Source organism: Acaryochloris sp. CCMEE 5410 (assembly GCF_000238775.2).
Lineage (GTDB): Bacteria > Cyanobacteriota > Cyanobacteriia > Thermosynechococcales > Thermosynechococcaceae > Acaryochloris.
This window is the reverse complement of record NZ_AFEJ02000001.1, coordinates 3,209,170-3,230,387: the sequence shown is the minus strand read 5'-3', so window position 1 is coordinate 3,230,387 and position 21,218 is coordinate 3,209,170. Positions and strand designations below refer to the sequence as shown.

Below are 21,218 nucleotides of genomic sequence, written 5' to 3'. Positions count from 1 at the left end.
AAATCCAACTGAAGTTCTCCAATCATCAGTCTCTACATCGGTGAGAAGGAGAACATAAAGTATTGTCTAAACCCGATCGCTAAATCAACAAACGGCACACCCTAGTGGAGAATGCGCCGTTTGCTTACTGTTTATTAAGGCTAGGCTATGATTATGCCTTTGCTTCTTGGCGTTCCTTGGCTTCCTTAATCACCTCTTCTGCCACATTGGTTGGACAAGCAGCATAGTGAGAAAACTCCATGGAGAACTGGCCTCGACCGGAGGTCATGGTGCGCAGGTCACCAATATAGCCAAACATTTCACTCAAGGGCACGTCAGCTTTAATTCTGGCTCCCATGGGGTTGGCATCTTGAGATTTGATCATGCCTCGACGACGGTTCAGATCTCCAATCACATCACCCACGTGATCATCAGGGGTAAAGGCATCAACCTTCATGATCGGCTCTAGCAACTGAGGACCCGCCTTAGGAACCGACTGACGATAGGCCGCCTTCGCTGCGATTTCAAAGGCGATCGCAGAGGAGTCAACCGGGTGGTAGGCCCCATCTGTCAGAGTGACTTTCATGTCAACGCAGGGGAAGCCTGCCAGCACGCCTTTCTCTAGGCTATTGCCAAAGCCTTTCTCCACTGCAGGCCAGAATTCACGAGGCACGTTACCACCCGTGACCTTAGATTCGAATTCGAATCCTGTTCCGGGTTCACCGGGTTCGATGACGTAATCAATCTTGCCGTACTGACCGGAACCACCGGACTGCTTCTTGTGGGTATAGCTATCTTCGAGACGCTTGGTAATCGACTCTCGGTAAGCCACTTGAGGTTTACCCACTTCGACTTCAATGCCGTGGGTGCGCTTGAGAATATCGACCTTAATGTCGAGGTGCAATTCACCCATCCCTTTGATGATGGTTTCACCACTATCTTGGTCGGTCTCGACACGGAAAGAGGGATCCTCTTGCACCATTTTGCTCAGGGCCATCCCCAACTTCTCGTCAGCACCTTTTTTCTTGGGTGCGATCGCAACCGAGATCACCGGATCAGGGAAGACCATCGGTTCTAAAGTGGCAGGCTCTTTCGGATCACAGAGGGTATGTCCCGTCTGCACATTCTTCAGACCGACGATAGCTACGATATCTCCGGCTTGAGCCGAGTTGATTTCTTCCCGAGAGTCGGCATGCATTTCCACCAAGCGACCAATCCGCTCAGTTTTGCCCGTGGCAGTATTGAGGACCGTATCACCTTTGGAAATCGTACCGGAGTAGATTCGGGTAAAGGTGAGAGCACCAAAGCGGTCATCCATAATTTTAAAGGCCAATGCCCGCATGGGATTGCTGGGATCAACTACGGCAAAGTTGCCAGTCTCATTCCCTTCTAAGTCAATTTCAGGTTGAGGATTGACTTCTTTCGGGTTCGGTAGATAGTCCACCACAGCATCCAGAACGAGCTGAACCCCTTTGTTCTTAAAGGAAGAACCACAATAGGTGGGGAAGAAAGCCAAGTCACGAGTTCCCTTGCGGATACAGCGCTTCAGGTTCTCAATACTGATCTCTTCACCTTCTAGATACCGCTCCATCAAGTCATCGTCTTGCTCAACAGCGGTCTCGATCAGCTGCTCTCGATAGGTGGCCAGATCATCTTTCATGTCGTCGGGCACATCTTTGATCTCGTAGTTCATAGGATCGCCGGAATCGTCCCAAACCCATGCTTTCTCGGTTAATACATCAACGACACCGATGAAGTCGTTTTCGGTACCGATGGGCAGGGTCATGACCAAAGGTTTGGCCGCCAGGATATTCTCGACCTGGTCGACGACGCGATAGAAGTCAGCGCCCATGCGGTCTAGTTTATTAACGTAGATAATCCGAGCGACTTTAGAGTCGTTGGCATAGCGCCAGTTGGTTTCGGATTGAGGTTCAACACCACCAGACCCACAGAAAACGCCAACGCCGCCGTCCAAAACTTTGAGAGAACGATACACCTCAATCGTGAAGTCAACGTGCCCTGGCGTGTCAATAATATTGAGTTGATGGTCTTTCCACTCACAGGAGGTGGCAGCAGACTGAATGGTGATACCCCGCTCTTGTTCCTGCTCCATGAAGTCAGTGGTGGCCTCACCTTCGTGCACTTCACCAATCTTGTGGATTTTACCGGTTAACTTCAAAATTCTTTCGGTTGTTGTAGTTTTACCGGCATCTACGTGGGCAAAGATACCAATGTTGCGATAGCGGGTGAGGTCTTTCATCTTTCTTCTCTAAGGGATAGTGCTACAAACGTTGACAAACCACCAAGGGGTGGACGTAAGACTGTTAGATTGCCCGTGTAGCAGGGATGGGCGCTTTAAAACGTCGTAATTTAAATTCTAAAGTCTTTGTTAATTATGCCCAGGGCAGTATTGCTGATTGTAAAGTATCTTGACGTAAAGTTGTAAGGATCTCTGGAAGTAAAAACCGAACTCAGGGTAGATTGAAGCATTCTCTGTCAGCGAACTGGTATATTTCTCACCAATTAAGAATTGGTCAGCATCAATAGGTCCTTCTCAGCCCAGTGGAGTATTGGTTAGGATATTAGTCTTATTCAGCAAGCCTGTTGGCTTGAAATCTGCACCACCATCAGAGTGCCCATGAGTGCCCCGTTATTTCAACAAGGCCAAGCGCAACTGCGACAAAAGCAATATGCAGATGCGATCGCAACCTTTACCCAAGTTCTGGACGCCGATCCGTTCTCCATCGATGCCTATTGTCAGCGGGGGTTGGCCTACTACGATTCTGGTAACGTCTATGCCGCCATTGAGGACTATGGCAAAGCCCTAGAGATTGATTCTAAATCGGCCAAAGCCTATTACTGTCGAGCCTTAGCCCGACTCTCCTTAAAAAATATCCCAGGAACGATGGCTGATGTGGAACTGGCGATTGGGTGCGATCGCACCTATGCTGCTGCCTATAAATTGCGAGCCATTGTCCATCGCAAGCAAGGAGAAATCCCAGCGGCAATCGCCGACTTTAAGGTGGCTTCAGGACTTTACCTGGATCAAAAAGATGCAGAGGGAGCACGCCAATGCATTGACAAGATTGAGGAAATCCGACCCAAAACGCCCAATGCTAACGCTCCAATCACAAAGTCACCCAACGCACCGCCCCCTGCCCTGTCAGAAAAAGATTACTTTACGCAAATCCTCGATCGGGCCAAAATCGGCCAGCTCAGTCAGGCCCTCTCGGATATTAATTGGGTCTTACAGGCCGATCCTCAAGATGGCAAAGCCTATTGCTGCCGGGGATTAGTCTATTGCAAGCAGGGCAATTATCAGGCTGCCATGGCTGATTTTAATCAAGCCCTTACCCTTAAATTTGAAGATCCGATCACCTTTCGCGGGCGGAGCAAAGCTCGCTTAAACCTCAAGGATCCCCAGGGGGCGATTGCAGACTGTAACCAAGCCTTATTCCTATCTCCTGAAGATAGTGATGCCTATGTTGCACGAGGCAATGCCTACCGGGCCATTGGTCATCATTTGGGAGCCATCGAAGACTATGCAGAAGCCTTACGTTTAAATGGCAATAATGCCGATGCTTTTTATCAGCGCGGCCTCACCTATGCGGGAATGAAGGAAAATCCCCAAGCCATTGCCGATTACCAGCGGGCCATTAGCCTGTTTTGTGCCCAGGAAGAATGGTTTAACTATCAGCAGGTGCTCGCCCAACTCAATCAGCTTCAACCCCCTGCCCAGGCTGCCAATCAAGCTCCGCCACCGCCACCCCCACAAACCACCCACGAGCGCTTGTGGCAGCGGTTATTGGACTTATTGGGAGGGAACCAAGAATTAGCGAAAGGGATGGTTCGGAGTACAAAAGCTCATTATCCTGGGCGTTCAGAGGAGTGGTACCTAGAAACAGTAATTCTGAACCTGGAAGACCATATGAGGTAAATCTGGCCTGAGTCCTCAAACCGACCTGACCCGACTTTTTCCTCAGAACTCCCGACTTCAGCCGACTGACAGGACCAGATGGGCAAAGCTAGGCTGTGCTTAATTTTTCGCTGCCATCCTTGTTTATGAACGCTGTTGCTATTTTTATTGCTCTCCTCAAAGACCGACAAACCTTTCTCCAAGAAATTCACGAGGGAAAGCGATTATCGGTCAAAATTTCTGCTCTACTAATCTGTAGCTTTTGCAGTTTCGCTACCTATGGCGCGATTGTCGGCTCCTTTCATAGTCCGCTGCAGGCCCTGTCCTCGGGCCTCAAACTGCCCACCCTCTATCTAATTACCTTACTGGTCTGCCTACCTGCCCTATACGTGTTTAATGCCCTGTTTGGTTCTCGTCAAACCATCGCGCAGCATTTCACTTATGTCTTGAGTGCAGCTGCTGTCATTGCCCTGCTGCTAGTAGGATTTGCTCCGATTACTTTGTTTTTTGTGATCACCATTTCCCCTGTTCAAGACTATTCCTTTTACCTGCTACTCAACGTGGTGATTTTTGCGATGACGGGCATGTTTGGGGTGTCGTTCCTCTATCAGGCTATGCGTCCCGTCGCCCAATCAGAGACGGATACTAACGTCCAACTTCGGTCTACGGTGCTTCGCTTTTGGTTGGGGCTCTATGGGTTTGTTGGCAGTCAGTTGGGCTGGACCCTTCGTCCCTTCTTTGGTTCACCGGGAGCCTTTGAGCTGTTTCGCCCTCGGGAAGGGAATTTTTGGACAGGGGTTCTAGATGCGATCGCAAATCTGATGCAGGGCTAAAGCGCATGACCGGTACCCGCAACTTAGATAACCTACAAGCCCTACGCTTGACCACCGATGATCTTGAAGCCCAAACGGGTTTTACCACCACTTCCTTTTGGGTCGGCAGCTTATGGGGAGGCGTTTACCGCCTATCGGTTTGGCGTCAACCCCAACATTGGCTGCGAGTATTGGGGGTAGAAATGATTGCTTTGGCCTTGCTCGGTATGTTGTCGGTGCCCGTTGGTCTGATCCCATTACGGGATACGGCCCACCCCCACCGATTTCTTCAGGTTACAGGAACAGCAACGGGGCTGATGTTTGCCAGCTGGCATCTCTATCTCTGGCATCGAACTCGCAATTTACGACCTCTGTTGCAGTTACTGGATGATATTGACCAATATAATCAGCTAGTGGAGACGGTCATCCTGTTGGACGGTCTGACCCACGTGAATCCCTCAGCCCTGACGTCCGATCACACGCTCATCTTGGATGCCTTACACGCTAGTCGCACCAGTTTAGTCACGGCATTAAATCTAGAAAGGCTGATTCGCCAGCATCAACAACTGATTCACCGGCATCAAGCTCTGCTGGATTTGGATCAAGCCTTGATCAACCTGCAAGCTTTAGAGTTACAGGATCAAGCCCAGGACTATCAAGATCTGATTCAAGAAGCCTTACAAATCAGTATGAAGGTGCAAATCACTGTCAGACAGCTCTCTCAGTCTTGATGAGTTAGCATGAAGTTCAGCACAAATGTCAGCTCAAGGCCCATCAATGGAGAGGGAAGCAGCGTTATTGCATCTTGGTTACCAATCGCTGTATGGCTTTCAGATAAGAATGCTGACCCGGACGATAAATACGGAAATGGTTAGCATCGGGCACTACCACTAATTCTTTAGGGGTCTCTGAAGGCACTGCCTGATACAGCCTATGACTCATCCATACCGGCACAATCTGATCTGCGGTGCCATGGAGGAAAAGGACAGGGGTTTTCAAAGACCGCACCTTAGCTAGGGAATTAAACCGTTGGGTGAGGATCCAATCGACAGGGAGAAACCGAAACCAGTCCATCTCCCTCGCTGCTGCGGGTAGCGTCGTAAAAGAACTTTGGACAATAACGCCAGCTGCATTGGGCTGCTTAACCGCTAAGTCGATGGCGACGGCTCCGCCCAAGGATTCGCCATAAATCACAATTTGATGGGCAGCCATGCCCCGGGTTTGAGTCAGATAGCGCCAGGCGGCTTGGCTATCTTCGTACAAGCTGGCCTCACTAGGTTGGCGAGGCGAGCTATTCCCATAGCCCCGATAATCAACGAGCAAGACAGAAAAGCCCAGCTGACGGAAACCTTTGACGCGTTCTAAGTGACTGCGAGACCCCTTGTTGCCTGCCCGTCCGTTGAAATACAGAATCACTTTCGGTTCGGCCAGGATATCGTGAGGTTCTTCGGGTAGAGCAATGGTGTCTTCTAAGGGGTGAGGGGCAGGTACCCACCAACTATTCAAGTGCTCAGAGGTTGACCCCACCGGAATTTTGACGGTTTGGAACGGTAATTGAAAGGGTTGATCGCTGGGTACCGTTTCAAGGGTTAGTTCGGAATCGTAGAGTAGTGCTTCTTGCCGCACAAAAAAGAAGATACAGATCCCTGAATAGACCAAGAGGGTGCTAGCTACTAAACCTTGGGCCAGCCGAATGCTGAGCTGTCGTAATCGAGAGGTCCAGGGATTGTTGGAGGGGAGTAGCAATGTCCGCAGGGAGAGTTTAAAACAACCATCATTACTCCTAGGCGCTGGAGTACAACCCTAGAAGCTGATGTCACATTCCTGCTGATATCGTAAAGGGACAGCTGGCTCTAAATCAAATGGATGCGGGTAGCAATTCTCTCATCGCTTCAGCGACTTGGGACGCCGAGGAATATCGCTTTTGGGGTTGCGGATGGGTCAGGCGTTGAATCACGTCTGCCATTTCAGGGCTGAGGCGAGGCACATCTTCGACATGCAGGCGGAATTCTTCATCTCCCAATCGATAAAAGGCATCGGGTTCTTGCCCGGTCAAAATATAGACCAAAGTTGCCCCCAGGGCATAGAGATCTGAGGCTGGGGCAGCTTTGCCAGCCTGTAACTCGGGTGCTGTGTAGCCCACCGAGCCAATAAATGTGCCGGCTTCGGGGCTGAGCAGCTGCATCTCGCCAAAATTTACTAAGACCACTTCTTTGAAACCATGGGGAATGGTAGGACGTAAAAGATTGGCAGGCTTAAGATTGCGGTGAATAATCGCTGGGGTCTGTTGATGCAGATAGTCTAAAACCTCACAAATATCTGAAATCCATAAAATGGTCTGTTCCTGAGAGAGGGGGCCTCGCTCTGCCACCCATTGCTTGAGATTTTGCCCATAAATCATCTCGCTGACGAGATAGGGGTGTCCGTCTACTTCAAAGGCTTCGTAGATTTTGGGAATTCCTGGGTGACTGATCTGACAGAGCTGGGCTGCCTGGTCTTGGAAGGCGATCAACGCATCTTCATGGTCAAGCCACTCTTGCTGGAGGGTTTTGAGAACCACCATGTGACCATCTCGCCAGGCAATAAAAGTATTATCCCCGGTCCCTAGCGGTTTAAGAATATGGTACTGGCCGATTTGCCGCCAGACTTTGAGGGGTAAACCACAATCGGTGCAAACTAACGATCCTTTGTTCGCAGGTGAGTTTTGACAGCTGGCAGCAGGTTGTGATCCGTCATTCGTGCAGGGATACTGAAAGCGACGCTGTTCATCTTGAGGATGTTTAGGAAAAGAGGTTTGCCCCGTCACTTGAAATTTTTGATCGGCGCTTTGAGCGTGTGGCTCCGAGCTGGGTGATACGGCAACAGCTTCGGCAGACTCCTCTACTGAAACTTGAGATTGTATCTTCACTGAACTAGGAGCTGCAGTTACTTCAGGGTGATTGTACTGTTCGCTTACCGCACCACTTCCATCAATGTGAATTTGAATATTAGGTCCCGATCGTGCGAGTCGCATGATGTTGCCATCAGCCAGAGGAGCTTGATGGACCCGTTTGCCATCTAGATAGGTACCGTTGGTGCCAATATTCACGACTTCCCATTGGGCTCCGGTTTGTCGCAGTTCGACATGATAGCGGGAGACAACGGCGCTATACAAGACAACATGGTTGTCTACCGCTCGACCAATTCGGATGACGGGATCTTGCTCAAAGCTCCAACTTTGAACGGGAGTGGATTGGACAGGATGTAAGAGCGTTAGAGTAATCACGTTATCAGTTAAGTTGGAATAGAAAAGTGACTAGATTGCCTTTACCCAGGGCGATTCGATCACCGACGCGTAGACGATGCCGATTACCAGGTAACAAAGGAATACTGTTGATGTAGGTCCCATTTGAGCTGCCGACATCTTCAATAAAATAATGACCCCCTTCAACCCGAATATCCGCATGAACGCGAGAAACAACTTCAGCATTTGGGAACCCTGACACGTCGATGTCGGGCGGCACTCGATCGTTCGGCTTTCCCATATGAATTTTATCCAGTGTCAAAGGCAGATCAATCACTGTGTTGGTCTGAACATGGACTAGCTGAATGGTTTGCTGTTGGAGTTGAGTTCTGGGCGTACCCGGCGACTCGTTATCCCCATAGGCTGAAGAAGGAGGTGGCGTTTCTTCAAACGGAGACAAATTGTTGTCCAGGACAGGTAAATCTGTGGCTAATGAGGGTTCCTGCGATACTAAATCCGGCATGACGAGCGGATCAGGGGGTTGAGGATCGGGAAAAATGAACGGGTTCTCTGGAGAGACGGGTTCGGATTTTGCTGTTTCGGTGGTGAGAGCGATAATTTCATCTAAGTCGTTGGGATCGTCTTGTAGATTAAAACCACATTGGCCGCAGAATTGTGCGCCTACCTGTATGGATGCACCACAGTTGGGACAGCTGCTGGTGGCAGGTAAGGCAGTATGACAGGCCTCACAGGTCGCTGCGCCATCGGGATTTTGGTGGAGACAATTGGGACAAATAATCATAGGTTGTAGTTATTTCCCCCGTCAAAAAATTCCCCGATCATAGTCAAATTTAGGCGGCCGATAAGACTTATCGAATCGTTAGCTCAATAGGCGATAAAACGTCCCAGCAATGTCTGTACAAGAGAGGCTTTTTGAGATACAAAAAAGACTGCTTTTCACATAGTACACGAGATATTCATGGCAACTATGGTCTGCAGCCTGGGTTGTTAAACCCTACAGCCACTCAGCAACTCTGTCTTCAGACGTTTTGATCTTGCCTCATTGAGTGTACCCATTTGTAGTGCTTAATCTGATCCTCAGATTTGATAGGGTTTCTAGGGCCAAGGCGGTCTGTATCAGGAATCAGCTATAGATACTTCTGTAGAGGTTCTCCTGCCGCAGTGTCCAGTAGCCATGAGAGTTTACCGTGAATTGGTTGGATTAAACGAGCGGGATAGTGGGTTGCATCAGCTGTCTCCGCAAAAATTTCCGTTAATGCGTCTTGTTTATTTGCGCCGGTTGCTAAAAAGAAAATGCGTCGAGCTTGGTTGAGAACGGGAACGGTTAACGTTAATCGAGGTTGACCGTCTTTATTGCCAACGGTAACGTTGCGATCGCACACCTGTAATGCATCAGTATGGGGAAATAAACTGGCGGTATGTCCATCAGGCCCCAAGCCTAGCAAGACAAGATCAAAGCTGGGGAATTCCTTGGGGCCTGTGCCAAAAAACGTCTGTAGTTGTTGGTCATAGGTTTGAGCCGCCTCCGCTGGATCGGCGGCTTGAGTTGGCATGGGATAGATGTTGGTGGGAGGAATGGCCACATGGTTGAGCCAGGCTTTAGTGGCCATTCCGGCGTTACTTTGCGGATCAGAAATCGGCACATACCGCTCGTCTCCCCAAAAAATGTGGATATTTTGCCACGGTAAATCCTGTTGGGCGAGTTGCTCATACAAAGGTTTGGGCGTATTGCCTCCGGCTAAAGCCATTGTGCAGCGTCCTCGTTGTGCGATCGCATCTTTGATTTCAGCGAGAGTTAGTTCCAAGGCACGTTCAATTAACTGGGATTGATCAGCAAAAACTTCAATATTAGGTTTCATTCAATTAGCTCCGACTGCCAAAGAAAAGATCCGTTTTAACCGTTAGCACTTGAGGTGGAGTAGCATCCGGTGGATAAACATAGTCCACCTGGACCAACCGCCGTTCGTCTGGTTTGAGCTTTAACGTCACAAGAGGCTGACTTTTTTCACCTTGTTTTTGAACAAGATGAAAATAACGCACTTGAGAGTTGCCGTCATCGTCTTTGTACCGTACCCGTACGGTACCCCGGAAAAAGACAGGAGCAGTTTTTGATCGCCAAAAATTAAGACCCACCCCTTTGCGGTCATGTTTAAGGGGCGTTTGAATTGCAATATCAACCTGCTGAGGCTTTTTACTGGGGTTATGGAACGGTAGGGTTAAATCGTAGTGGACGCCATAATTCCCATGGGCTAAGTAAGCAGTATCAGGGTATCTCACAAGCATCGGTGCACTTTGAACCTGCCCAGTCCCAAACGTTCCTCGCTGTAGCGTGCTCAATCCATAGGCAAACGTACGACCGGGCCTAGGTATGGTTAACTGCTTGCTGGTGAAATCATCTGTGATTTGTGCTTTCCAGAGAGAACCTCTACTGACACCCGCAACGCGACCATAAAAAAATGGATCGGTTCTTTGACTCAAAGGGGAAGGGGGCTTGTCCCGAGGAGAGAGGAGCTCACCATTAATTAACAGTTTTTCCCAATCTTTCTTGGTCGGAATTTTTTCAGTTCCATTTTGATTTAGGGGCGCTAACATGGCCATACTGGCGGCATATACAGGGCCACTGCTTTGTAAATGAGCCAGGGTTGAGCGAGTATTGGAAGACGGCGCAATATTTTTGAGAGGAGATTTCGCCGCATTTAGCTTCAGTAATTTTTGGGCTTTTGGACCCCGGACTGGCTTTTTGGCCGATAAGCTGGGCACGGGAATAGGTAAGTTCATCAGCATTTTACTTTGGCCAGGGCGTAAGTAAATGACTGGTGGCCAATGGGTTTGGCGGCGTCCTCTTAGGATTTGATCGACGACTCGTCCACCTGGTCCAGAAAAAACCTTGCCCAAATCATTGCTGACCTGAGGTGGTAGGGCAATATAAGGCGCATCAGGATTGCCTAGAAAGGTTGCTGAATGCAAGACCTTAATCGTAATACTGCGGGTGCGGCTGGGGTTAAATAACAAGATGCCTTTATAAAGAGTAGGGGTATCATCCGGGCGATTGGTCTTGGCAACATGATGGGCAAAAATATCAAATCGACCGTTAAAGGCAAAATTGAGATGGGCCTTGGCTTGGTGCTTACCTCGGGGTGGAAATGTGGACAGCAAAATCCCGGACCGTCTGACTACTTCAGGACTATTGCTGTTGAAAACAGGGACTGTATCGAGCCGGCCAGGCAAGGTGCGAAACTCAATCCCTTGCCGTGATGCTTGCCGATTCGTTTGGCGCTTCAAAGAAGGGCGAGACGCTTGGGCAACCCACCCATCCCGATCTGAAGAGAGTTGGGGTTGGATATTTGCCTGGGATAAAGGTTGAGGGGTCTCTAAAGATAAGTTGGGCTGTTGGATCCATAAAGTTGCAAACAGAGGCAGCATTCCGTCAACGATCTCAGAAACATCAATCCAGGCATTCTTTCTATGTACCCATAGAAGCTTTAATTGCCTTGACAAGTATAGCTCAGAATAATTTTCAGCAGCATCTGTTTTGAATAGTTCACTACTTATAAATCCTAGCAATTTTTAAAATATTGATAGGAAGAATGCATCTCTACATTTATAGATTTCGATGGAGATAGAGAGGATTCTATAGTCATCTCTATTTGTGCTTGTGAAAAAACTCTAGTCAATCCTTACACTGTCAGTTTGAAGTGGAATTCTGAAGCAAACCAGTAGTTCAATGAGATACTAATGGTTAAGAATGCTAAACAGTCTTGTGAATAATTATTTCGAGTGATTTTTAGATATTAAGCTCTTCAGCTCTTCAGAGCTATCAAAGGTTATTGTGACATTTTGGGGCCTCTTCTAGGAAAAAATATAAATTTTAGGCTGCGTAAGATTAAGAGTTTTAGCTTATCCCGAACTCAGATTATGTCTGATATGGAGCTGCCATTATAGCTTGACTTCACACCATAGAGATTTTATATATCGCTATACATAATTGCAGCTTATTAATAAACAAAAGTGCTAAAAGAATTAGATTAAATAATATCTTCTTGGAAGATAAAGTTTGAGTTTGATCTGGATTGAGTTGTTTTTCTATATATTAAAAGGAAATTATTTTAAGTTTCCAGTTAGTCCAGAAAAAATGATGCCTTAGCCATGTCCAGATTCAAAGTTTCTCGCCGCTTAAGATAAACATTGGATCGACAGCGGCAAACAATTGACGTGTGCCACGGGTCTCTAAACGATTGATGACGGACTGAACGACTTCAATGTTGCGAGCATGCAGGGAAGAAAAGGTTTCAGAAACGACATACAGCGTTTCTAGACTAGATGCAGACGCTACCAAGCGGCCATTGGTTTGTAGATGACTCCATGCTGTTTTCAGCAGGTCTTGCATGGGGTGCCCTCCTTCTATACAAATTCGGGTGGGTTGAGGTTGGAGGTCATCCAAACAGCCGGGCGCATTGCCTTGAATAATATCGACATTTTTGACTGCAAATCGATCACAATTCGCTTGGATCAGATTAACCACTTCTTCATCCCGTTCGATGGCAATAATTTGTCCCTGGGGACAAAGTAAACCTGCTTCGACAGGAATGGTGCCAGTTCCTGCTCCAATGTCCCACAGGACTGTATCCGTCGTGAGTCGCAATTGTGAGATTAATAATAAGCGTGTATCTCGCTGAGTCATGGGGATTCCAGGTAAACGCTCAAACAGTTCATCTGGGATGCCAGGACTGGTATAGGGCCAAGGAGGAGAAGGCATAGGTTGTCCCTGTGTGCTCACGCTACTACTCTCTCACAACCTTTAAGGTCTGAAAGCGCGGATCGCTACACCCCGTAATGATGCCCCCTTGTTGTTTGAGTTGTAAGAGCCAGTCTAAATCTTGCTTCTGAATTTTTTCTCCAGGGAGCAGAATAGGGATGCCCGGTGGATAGGGACAAATACTTTCAGTACTGATCCGGTCGACAGCCTCTAGGATTGGAACGGCGTCAGCAGGATGCCAATAGGCCTCCCTGGGTGAAAGCGCAGGTACAGAAATAGGCGTTTTGTGTGTGGAGTAGGTCAGAGAGCTGAGCTGTAAAGGAGGTTGGTATAACTCTCGTAATGCTAAGAGTAATCGATTAATATCATCCTCGGTATTTCCCAACGTAATCAAGAAGGTGAGATGGTCTGGCGTGATCAGCTCTGCTGAGATGCGATAGGTATCGATGAGGGTTTGATCGAGATTATAGGCTTGAGCACCAAATGGATCAACAGGAATGGTGAGGCGCGTTTGATCGAGAGCAATACAGCCGGGGGTAGTGTCTATTGGATCCCATGGACGATAGTTTGGCAAATCGTTCAGTTGAGTATGAGCTTTATTGGCGAGAGTTAAGACCTGCTCCATGACGTTCAGGCCAGCATGGGCTAATTGGTGGCGGGCCGCATCCAAAGAGGCCAACAGCAGATAATTGGGACTGGTAGACTGCACGAGCTGTAGGGTTTGACTCAGCCGAGGTCGATCGATAAGAGGACCCTGAACATGAAGCATAGCCGCTTGTGTCAGGGCTCCTAACATTTTGTGGGTGGATTGTACGGCCAGGTCTGCACCGGCAGCGAGAGCAGATTGAGGGAATTGAGGATGAAAAGCAAAATGGGGGCCATGGGCTTCATCGACAATTAACGGGATGCCATGATCATGGGCAAACGTGGCGATAGCTGCAACATCTCCACAAATTCCCTCATAGGTCGGATGGACTAAGAGGATAGCCTTGGCCTGAGGATAGGTCTCGAACGCCAGCTGAATATCCTGAACCGATAAACTATAGGCTAAGTTGAGCTGACTATCCAATGTCGGTTGCACAAAAATGGGGACTGCGCCAGACAACACTAGCCCGGAAATAACGGATGTATGAAGATTTCTCGGTACGATAATCTGTTCACCCGAGCGACAGACAGTAAGCAATGCTGCCAGAATGCCACAGGTCGAACCGTTGGTTAAAAACCAGGTCTGCTCGGCTCCAAAGAGTTGGGCAGCGAGGACCTGAGCCTCTTGAATCGCTGCTTCAGGGGCAAAGAGATTGTCTAATTCGGGTAGTTCTGGCAGATCGGCTGAACCTAGAGCAGATCCAAAATGCTGAAGAATAGCACCGGGCAGCCCCCGTCCTCGTTTATGGCCAGGAGTGTGAAACGCAATTTGATTGGAGTGGGCACTGTCCTGTAGCGCTTGCCATAAAGGAGCTTGCTGTTGATTTACGCTCATGTAAAGGGTTCATGCATGTTTTAATGGCAAAGGATTATGAGTCACATTTGCATCACTTTTAGAGATGCTCTGCATATGCTGTCTTCATAATGTGTTTGAGCCCATGATTTGAGTCATCCCTTCCCATGTTAAGAGCTGGTATTGTTGGGCTACCCAACGTTGGTAAATCAACCCTGTTTAATGCCTTAGTCGCGAATGCCAAAGCTGAAGCTGCTAATTTCCCTTTTTGTACGATTGAGCCCAATGTGGGCGTGGTCTCTGTTCCTGATCAGCGCTTACAAATTTTATCTGAATTGTCGAATTCGGCCAAAACGGTGCCCACCCGGATCGAGTTTGTGGATATTGCTGGGCTGGTGCAGGGAGCTAGCCAAGGAGAAGGTTTAGGAAATCAGTTCTTGGCCAATATCCGTGAAGTTGATGCCATTGTGCATGTGGTGCGTTGTTTTGATAGTGATGACATTATTCATGTTGCAGGGTCAGTAGACCCCGTGCGCGATATAGAAGTGATTAACTTGGAGCTGAGCTTGGCAGATTTAGCTCAAATTGAGCGACGAATGGAGCGAACTAAAAAGACTGCTCGTAATAACAAAGAGGCTCAAGCCGAACTAGAAATCTTAGAAAAGCTCAGAGCCACGCTGGATGCAGGACAGCCAGCCCGTCAGGCTGATTTAAGTCCTGAAGAGAAAGAGGTGATTAAGTACTTGGGCTTGCTGACTCTGAAGCCAATTATTTATGCAACCAATGTGTCTGAAGATGATTTGGCAACAGGAAATAAATGGGTAGAACAGGTGCGAGGGATTGCAACGGCTGAGTCAGCGGAAACCGTGATTATGTCAGCTCAAGTTGAATCTGAATTAGTGGAGCTAACGGATGAAGAGCGTCATGATTTTCTGGAAGCCTTAGGGGTTGGGGAGGGGGGCTTAACATCCCTTATCCATGCTACCTATAAACTCTTGGGACTACGAACCTACTTCACGTCTGGTCCTCAAGAAAGCCGAGCATGGACCATACCCATCGGCACAAAAGCTCCTCAGGCTGCTGGGGTGATTCATACCGATTTTGAGCGGGGATTTATTCGGGCGGAAACAGTTGGTTATCAAGACTTAGTCGAAAACGGCTCCCTCACTGCTGCTAAGGAAAAAGGATTAGTCCGCAGTGAGGGTAAAGATTATCTTGTGCAAGAAGGAGATGTGATGCTCTTTCGGTTTAACGTTTAACCGTGCGTTCCATTCCTTGGGCTCTTCGCTCAGATCTAGAAGGAATGGCATCTCAAAGCCCCAACAAGTGCTTAGGATTTAGTCGGGAGCTACCTTTAATAGCAAATATCCCAGACCAATACCCACTAAGATCAGCGAAAAACAAAGAAATGCTGTAGTGAAAATTTCTCCGGCCATAATTAATCGATCCTAAAACTTATTCCAAAATCATTGCTCAATATTCAGTTAAGCATACTCGGGTGTCATGTTCTTGGGTCTGGACTGATCAATGAGGGTTAAATTTTGGGTTTAGACAGAGAAGCCTGCACAAGGTGATTAAGTTCCATGTCATAATAATTCACAAAGATTTCTAGGATTGTGGAAATTCCACGAATTTAGGTCATGTCTACTGAGACGGATTCAAATGAAGAAGTAGTACCTGTTGATCGGTTTGAATGCCGATCCTGCGGGTACATTTATGAGCCTGATGAAGGTGACAAACGCCGTAAAATTCCGCCAGGAACGTTGTTTGATCAACTTCCTAACGATTGGAAATGCCCTGTATGCCGAACTCCTATGGAGCAATTTGTCAATATTGGGCCGGTAGGTGCCCCCTCGGGGTTTCCTGAAAATCTAGGTTATGGCTTTGGGGTTAATGCAATGACTCCAGGCAAGAAAAACTTGCTAATTTTTGGCACGTTGCTGCTGATATTCCTATTTTTACTCAGCTTCTATTCTTCAGGCTAAGTTGTAACGATTCGTTCCCTTACCCATCCGCGAAGAGATGCTTTGTGCCGATTGCAGAAATCCTAAGTAATCAATTGGCTAGTACGCTATCGCCCGTTCAAAAACAAGATGATAAAAGCAATTCTAAAGACTTCAAGGCAATGGATATCTATCTTTGCCGCTCTATTTTTCTTAACTGCCTGCAATAGCCTGCCAGTTTTGGATTCCCTCTCTTGGGAAACCGTCGCATTGCCGACTGACTCTACTGTCTTAGACGTCAGTTTTGCGTCCCCAGACCATGGCTGGCTCGTGGGAACCAACTCTGCTCTGTTAGAAACCTTTGATGGGGGTAAATCTTGGGAGCAGCGTCCTCTTGCCCTAGGAGACTTAGATTATCGCTTTTCATCCATCAGCTTTTCTGGTGATGAAGGTTGGATTGTGGGTGAACCCTCTATTTTGCTCCATACAACGGATGGTGGAAAGTCTTGGTCACGGGTATCTCTAAGTACTCAACTTCCTGGGACTCCCTATCAAGTGACTGCCTTAGGTCCAAAATCGGTCGAGATGATCACCGACCTCGGTGCTATTTACCGTACTCAAGATGAGGCTCAGCATTGGACAGCCTTAGTTGAAGAGGCTACAGGGGCAACGCGCAATATTAACCGATCTGAAGACGGTAAATATGTCGCCATTTCTTCTCGGGGAAGTTTTTATACCACCTTTGATCCTAGTGAGACCTCTTGGCAAAGCCATGATCGAAATGGTGCTAGGCGGATTCAAACCATGGGATTTGATCCCAATGGTAACCCCTGGATTTTGAACAAAGGCGGACAGGTTCAATTTAGTACTGGTTTTCTTGAGAATGGAGATTATGCCTGGGATGAAGCCTTTACCCCTGGCACTAACAAAATTGGACTCTTAGATTTGGCTTATCGGACTCCTGATGAAGTTTGGATTTCAGGGGGGAGTGGCACATTACTGTGTAGCCTAGACGGTGGCCAAACTTGGCAGAAAGATTCGACGGTAGAGGATGTGCCATCCAACCTCTACAAGATTATTTTTGTTTCATCTGATCAAGGGTTCATTATTGGGCAATCTGGAACGCTATTGCGTTTCATTGCTCCCCCTAAAGCATCTGCTTAGAGGGTAAAAGTCCTCCGCTTTCTTCTTATTTTGATAGTTGGCGGAAGTAAACTTCAGGTTTTACTTGTGGGACGTCCGATGGTTTCGTATGATTAAGTATCATGACTGTGTTCATAGGAGGTGTTTGAATTGTCTGGTAGAACTGGTGAACGACCCTTTGGTGATATCGTTACAAGCATTCGTTATTGGATTATCCATACCATTACGGTACCTATGCTGTTTTTAGCAGGATGGCTATTCGTAAGCACAGGTCTGGCTTATGACGTGTTTGGAACGCCAAGACCTAACGAGTACTTTGACCAAGCTCGACAAGGGCTACCTTTGGTTACTGACCGTTATGAAGGTAAGCAACAAATTGATGAATTTACAAAAGGATTATAGTTATAACAATGACCAGTAGACTTTCAAAAGAACCGGTAACATATCCAGTTTTTACAGTGCGTTGGTTGGCTGTTCATACCCTAGGTGTCCCGGTTACCTTCTTCCTGGGTGCAATCGCAGCTATGCAGTTCATTCAGAGATAGGAGACGTTAATGGCAACACCCAATCCGAATAAGCAACCCGTAGAGTTGAATCGTGCATCGCTCTTTATTGGCTTGCTGCTTGTTCTTGTTTTAGCTTTATTGTTCTCAAGCTACTTTTTTAACTAACATAAAATTCCGTTTATCCATTTGATAAGCGTTTTTGAGAACAAACTATTCTATGCATAAACTTTGCTGGTAATTTTAGGAGGAAAAGTCTGTGGCAGATGGAAAAGTTCCATTATGGCTAGTAGGGACAGTCGCAGGGACCGCCCTCATTGCAATTGTAGGTCTCTTTTTCTATGGAGCATATGCAGGCTTGGGTTCTTCCCTGTAAGCTAGCATTTTTGCGATATCTAAAAGGGGAGTCAGTTAACTGACTCCCCTTTTTAGTTAAGATGCTTGTTATGGCTTCTTGCTATACGTAGCCGTCCAGTAAGCAAGGTCGGCTATATGAAATACATGGCATGAGTTGATGGATTAAGCCCCGTCCATTATCCTTCACGCTCAACATAATAAAAGAAGGCCGTCATAGCAGCTCCGCCACCGATTAAAACAACTAGAGGCGTCATAATTGCAGGTAAAATGTCGCTGATCATAATCAAAGTCCTATGAAAATGGGCAAAACGATAATACAGATCATCTAGCAAACTTAGCAAAAAAAGGCTAAGAGTCTAAGCATAAATTTACTGTACTACTCCAGCTTTTTTATTATCTGGTGCGAGGGCGACCGAATCAAGTTTCTGTAATATGATTCATCGTTACCTTTATTACCGTAAGTAGGTCCGCAACATCTCCTATGAAGCGAAATCATCGAACATCGAACCGTATGGCTAAGGTTTTTAGCGATGCGTCTTTTCTCCAGGTGTTGCATTGGTTTCAAGGGACTGTTGCTAAGATTTTGTCCCTAGCGCTGATCATTGTTATTTTTTTCGCGCTTTTCGATCTTGGATTTAAGGTTATTCAGGAATTATGGACGGAACCTGTTGGCTTCTTTCAGTCAACCCTACTAGAGATTTTTGGCTTATTCCTTAATATCCTGATTGCTTTAGAGCTGTTAGAAAATGTTCAAGCCTATCTCGATCATCAGGGCGTTCAGGTTCAGTTGGTGGTTGCGACTGCTTTAATCGCTGTAGCGCGCAAATTGATTATTTTCGACTTTGCGAAATCGTCCGGTTTCGATCTGTTAGGGTTGGCAGCAGCCATCTTCTCCCTATCGGTCAGTTATTGGTTAGTGTGTCAACTTAAAAAATAGTCAATCTAAGGATATTATTGCTGTGGCACAAACTCTTTTAATTAGTGGTTCAGATACAGAAATTGGCAAAACCATTGTTACATCTGCCTTATTGGCCTATTGGCAGATCTATCGACCAAATGAGAAGATTGCAGTCTGTAAGCCAGTGCAATCTGGATTGGGAGATCGGGAATGGTATATCGAGGTCTTTGATCTGAACCAGCCCCCGGAAACCTTGAACCCTCTTTATTTTGAGCAACCGCTAGCGCCTCCCTTGGCGGCAAAACGAGCTGGACAGGTTGTGGATTTATTACCTGCTTGGCAAGCGGTTCAACAGTTGCAGTCTCAGTTTGACTGGGTGTTAGTTGAAGGGGTTGGTAGTTTAGGCTCTCCAGTGACAGATGAGTTGATTGTGGCGGATATTGCCCGAGATTGGCAATTGCCCATTGTCTTAGTGGTGCCAATTCGATTGGGGTGTGTGGGACAAGCGGTTGCCCATGTGACTTTAGCACGACAGTTTGGGCTGGATATCAAGGGCATTGTTTTGAATGCTACGGGGGTATTATCCACGGAAGAAATTCAGCAATGGGCACCGGCCGATATGATACAAACCTTAACCCAGGTGCCAGTGATTGGACAGGTGCCTCATTTGTCTGATCCAACGAATCGAACAGCACTGGCTGAGGTAGCCTCTGGGTTAGATTTAGAGATGTTAGGCTCGCTTAGCTATGCGATGTGACTCAAGATTGCCAGCGAAACTTCCAGGATAAATAGAGAGGCAATTGGTAGAACTCTGCCAAAACCCATAAGGCGATGAAGCCATGGATTAAGCCTACAATGCCAATCCAGAGGAGTGGAAATGTCTGAGCAGAGCTGTCTAACGGTGGAAACGTATGGTGCATCAGCCATAAGACCGTTGGGGGAAGTACCGTAAGACCGCCACAAAGAATCCAGATTCCCAACGGAAAATCAATATCGGGGTGATGAAGAGGACGCCAGTGTTGGTGAGCCCAGCGCCAGCCAAGGGCTGGGGTCTGATCGGCTAAACAAATGGATTGCTGGTTGAGGTTGGCTGAAAAAATGTGATGGCAGGTGCTACAAGCAAAGGCATCCATTAAAACTAGGCGGTCTAATTTTCCCTTACGACAGACCGGACAAGGATAGCTCTGTTCATAATCCAACTTTGCAGGGAAGATTTGAGCCATGGTGAGGATGCCGGTAAGAGGCCATCACCAATATTACACCTATCGTTGAGTAATAGCCGTTCCATCAGATACGGAATCCAACCTGACTTAACAGCTGGTCGCTTAGCTTAAACAATAGGTGAAAGGCCTGCCTGGAGTTACCTGTCTCACCAAGGCTAGAGTTGAATCAGCTTTTCTCTATTTTTGAGGATTAAGCTTAAGTTTCCGTCTGGAGTTGCTGAAGTAAGGACTCGATTTGAGCTTTAATTTCTAAGTACTCAGCTTGGTGATCTGATTTATAGACATGCTTGACAGTCTCAAACAGGCGAGCGTCGTTGCTGTTGATAGAACTGGTTGGATCAGACTGCTGAGTTGCGGCTGGTTTAGAAATGATGGTTTGGCTAGTCATTTATACTCATCTACCTGCTGCTTTGGGCCACCATTCTAGATCGAAATCTTCCCTAAATTGAGGACCCTATAGAACACTTTCTAAATTGCCTCATAGGCTTGGACCTGCAGCTTGCGGGTTATGGAGATGAAATTTTGGAAGGTGGGATATCAGCAGCAGAAGCGGAATTGTCTCGTGACCCTTCAATGTGGCGGAGGTCAGAACTGGTATGGGCAATCAGGGTCTTGAGTTCTGAGATTAATTTTTCTTGTTCTCGGTGGTGGTGGTCTAGGCGCTTTAAGAGGGTTGAGACGTGTTCAGAGCTTTTACCTTTAGGCCATTTGTTGGGCTTGGCAGGACTTAAGGGGGCTGCCGTTTTCCCTAAGAGCCATCGCACCAAAGAATAGGGCGATTTGAAGATAGTAAACAGGAGATGCTTGATACCGCTGCTAATCCATCCCAAGAGAATTTGGATAATTGCTAATAAGACTAAAAGGCTGATAACGGCCAGGATAGGGTGACCCACCATCCAAGAGAGGGCTGGGTAGCTGGTGGATAAGCTTTGAAACCACCTGTCTAAGGCAGTTTGGACAGGATTAATTGCGAAGCTCATTGGCTGAAAACCCATACCAACTCCTC

The 21,218-nt window shown here is 47.3% G+C and carries 24 protein-coding genes; 12 read left to right on the top strand and 12 right to left on the bottom strand.

What is annotated here, in order from left to right:
* Positions 1 to 151: 151 nt before the first annotated feature.
* Entirely contained in the window at positions 152 to 2,239 is a 2,088-nt protein-coding gene (fusA, locus tag ON05_RS14760; RefSeq protein WP_010476211.1) for an elongation factor G, read from the bottom strand.
* Positions 2,240 to 2,617: 378 nt separating this feature from the next.
* On the opposite strand from fusA, the gene ON05_RS14755 reads away from it, so the two are divergent.
* From ON05_RS14755 to ON05_RS14745, 3 genes are all read left to right on the top strand, one after another.
* Positions 2,618 to 3,916 (top strand): tetratricopeptide repeat protein, encoded by a 1,299-nt coding sequence (locus ON05_RS14755; protein WP_010476209.1) that lies wholly within the window; start codon positions 2,618 to 2,620, stop codon positions 3,914 to 3,916.
* Between the two features lie 125 nt (positions 3,917 to 4,041).
* Complete coding sequence (locus ON05_RS14750; protein ID WP_010476207.1) at positions 4,042 to 4,728, top strand: hypothetical protein; 687 nt, start codon at positions 4,042 to 4,044, stop codon at positions 4,726 to 4,728.
* On the top strand, positions 4,683 to 5,438 hold the full coding sequence (locus ON05_RS14745) for a hypothetical protein (protein ID WP_236619028.1): 756 nt from the start codon (positions 4,683 to 4,685) through the stop codon (positions 5,436 to 5,438). Before ON05_RS14750 ends, ON05_RS14745 begins: the two co-directional genes overlap by 46 nt.
* Before the next feature lie 64 nt (positions 5,439 to 5,502).
* Here ON05_RS14745 and ON05_RS14740 read toward each other — a convergent pair whose 3' ends face one another.
* The 7 genes from ON05_RS14740 to ON05_RS14710 form a co-directional block, all read right to left on the bottom strand.
* Entirely contained in the window at positions 5,503 to 6,453 is a 951-nt protein-coding gene (locus ON05_RS14740) for an alpha/beta hydrolase (RefSeq protein ID WP_010476204.1), read from the bottom strand.
* Positions 6,454 to 6,565: 112 nt separating this feature from the next.
* The gene (locus ON05_RS14735; protein ID WP_010476203.1) at positions 6,566 to 7,972 is read right to left on the bottom strand and encodes a protein kinase domain-containing protein; all 1,407 of its coding nucleotides are present in this window, start codon (positions 7,970 to 7,972) and stop codon (positions 6,566 to 6,568) included.
* A 4-nt stretch (positions 7,973 to 7,976) separates the two neighbouring features.
* Positions 7,977 to 8,732 carry an FHA domain-containing protein gene (locus tag ON05_RS14730; protein WP_010476202.1) on the bottom strand — a complete coding sequence of 252 codons (756 nt, stop codon included), beginning with the start codon at positions 8,730 to 8,732 and terminating at the stop codon, positions 7,977 to 7,979.
* Positions 8,733 to 9,078: 346 nt separating this feature from the next.
* On the bottom strand, positions 9,079 to 9,810 hold the full coding sequence (pgl, locus tag ON05_RS14725; protein WP_010476201.1) for a 6-phosphogluconolactonase: 732 nt from the start codon (positions 9,808 to 9,810) through the stop codon (positions 9,079 to 9,081).
* Positions 9,811 to 9,814: 4 nt separating this feature from the next.
* On the bottom strand, positions 9,815 to 11,374 hold the full coding sequence (locus ON05_RS14720; protein WP_010476200.1) for a DUF3370 domain-containing protein: 1,560 nt from the start codon (positions 11,372 to 11,374) through the stop codon (positions 9,815 to 9,817).
* Between the two features lie 733 nt (positions 11,375 to 12,107).
* Positions 12,108 to 12,707, bottom strand: a complete 600-nt coding sequence (gene cbiT, locus ON05_RS14715; RefSeq protein WP_010476199.1) for a precorrin-6Y C5,15-methyltransferase subunit CbiT — start codon at positions 12,705 to 12,707, stop codon at positions 12,108 to 12,110.
* A gap of 25 nt (positions 12,708 to 12,732) precedes the next feature.
* Positions 12,733 to 14,187 carry an aminotransferase class I/II-fold pyridoxal phosphate-dependent enzyme gene (locus ON05_RS14710; RefSeq protein WP_010476198.1) on the bottom strand — a complete coding sequence of 485 codons (1,455 nt, stop codon included), beginning with the start codon at positions 14,185 to 14,187 and terminating at the stop codon, positions 12,733 to 12,735.
* 125 nt (positions 14,188 to 14,312) lie between these two features.
* Here ON05_RS14710 and ychF point away from each other — a divergent pair, with 125 nt between their 5' ends.
* The gene (ychF, locus tag ON05_RS14705; protein ID WP_010476197.1) at positions 14,313 to 15,404 is read left to right on the top strand and encodes a redox-regulated ATPase YchF; all 1,092 of its coding nucleotides are present in this window, start codon (positions 14,313 to 14,315) and stop codon (positions 15,402 to 15,404) included.
* Positions 15,405 to 15,482: 78 nt separating this feature from the next.
* On the opposite strand, the gene ON05_RS14700 is transcribed toward ychF, so the two are convergent.
* A complete protein-coding gene (locus ON05_RS14700; RefSeq protein WP_010476195.1) occupies positions 15,483 to 15,581 on the bottom strand; it encodes a PetM family cytochrome b6-f complex subunit 7 in 99 nt (32 codons plus the stop codon).
* Positions 15,582 to 15,785: 204 nt separating this feature from the next.
* Between ON05_RS14700 and ON05_RS14695 the strand changes: the two genes are divergently transcribed.
* The 8 genes from ON05_RS14695 to bioD all read left to right on the top strand — a co-directional run bounded on the left by ON05_RS14695 (position 15,786) and on the right by bioD (position 19,746).
* Positions 15,786 to 16,130 (top strand): rubredoxin, encoded by a 345-nt coding sequence (locus ON05_RS14695; protein WP_010476193.1) that lies wholly within the window; start codon positions 15,786 to 15,788, stop codon positions 16,128 to 16,130.
* A gap of 108 nt (positions 16,131 to 16,238) precedes the next feature.
* Entirely contained in the window at positions 16,239 to 17,252 is a 1,014-nt protein-coding gene (locus ON05_RS14690) for a photosynthesis system II assembly factor Ycf48 (RefSeq protein WP_029315361.1), read from the top strand.
* Between the two features lie 129 nt (positions 17,253 to 17,381).
* Complete coding sequence (psbE, locus tag ON05_RS14685) at positions 17,382 to 17,633, top strand: cytochrome b559 subunit alpha (protein ID WP_010476188.1); 252 nt, start codon at positions 17,382 to 17,384, stop codon at positions 17,631 to 17,633.
* A gap of 8 nt (positions 17,634 to 17,641) precedes the next feature.
* Positions 17,642 to 17,776, top strand: a complete 135-nt coding sequence (gene psbF, locus ON05_RS14680; RefSeq protein ID WP_010476187.1) for a cytochrome b559 subunit beta — start codon at positions 17,642 to 17,644, stop codon at positions 17,774 to 17,776.
* A 9-nt stretch (positions 17,777 to 17,785) separates the two neighbouring features.
* Positions 17,786 to 17,902, top strand: coding sequence for a photosystem II reaction center protein L (locus tag ON05_RS14675; RefSeq protein ID WP_010476186.1), 117 nt, complete (start codon positions 17,786 to 17,788; stop codon positions 17,900 to 17,902).
* 91 nt (positions 17,903 to 17,993) lie between these two features.
* Positions 17,994 to 18,110 carry a photosystem II reaction center protein J gene (locus tag ON05_RS14670; RefSeq protein ID WP_010476185.1) on the top strand — a complete coding sequence of 39 codons (117 nt, stop codon included), beginning with the start codon at positions 17,994 to 17,996 and terminating at the stop codon, positions 18,108 to 18,110.
* A 462-nt stretch (positions 18,111 to 18,572) separates the two neighbouring features.
* The gene (locus ON05_RS14665; protein WP_029315360.1) at positions 18,573 to 19,028 is read left to right on the top strand and encodes a phosphate-starvation-inducible PsiE family protein; all 456 of its coding nucleotides are present in this window, start codon (positions 18,573 to 18,575) and stop codon (positions 19,026 to 19,028) included.
* Positions 19,029 to 19,050: 22 nt separating this feature from the next.
* Positions 19,051 to 19,746 carry a dethiobiotin synthase gene (bioD, locus tag ON05_RS14660; RefSeq protein ID WP_010476183.1) on the top strand — a complete coding sequence of 232 codons (696 nt, stop codon included), beginning with the start codon at positions 19,051 to 19,053 and terminating at the stop codon, positions 19,744 to 19,746.
* Between the two features lies 1 nt (position 19,747).
* On the opposite strand, the gene ON05_RS14655 is transcribed toward bioD, so the two are convergent.
* The 3 genes from ON05_RS14655 to ON05_RS14645 all read right to left on the bottom strand — a co-directional run bounded on the left by ON05_RS14655 (position 19,748) and on the right by ON05_RS14645 (position 21,207).
* A complete protein-coding gene (locus ON05_RS14655; RefSeq protein WP_010476182.1) occupies positions 19,748 to 20,212 on the bottom strand; it encodes a hypothetical protein in 465 nt (154 codons plus the stop codon).
* A 196-nt stretch (positions 20,213 to 20,408) separates the two neighbouring features.
* Positions 20,409 to 20,600, bottom strand: coding sequence for a hypothetical protein (locus ON05_RS14650; protein WP_010476180.1), 192 nt, complete (start codon positions 20,598 to 20,600; stop codon positions 20,409 to 20,411).
* A 118-nt stretch (positions 20,601 to 20,718) separates the two neighbouring features.
* Complete coding sequence (locus ON05_RS14645; protein WP_010476178.1) at positions 20,719 to 21,207, bottom strand: hypothetical protein; 489 nt, start codon at positions 21,205 to 21,207, stop codon at positions 20,719 to 20,721.
* Positions 21,208 to 21,218 lie beyond the last annotated feature (11 nt).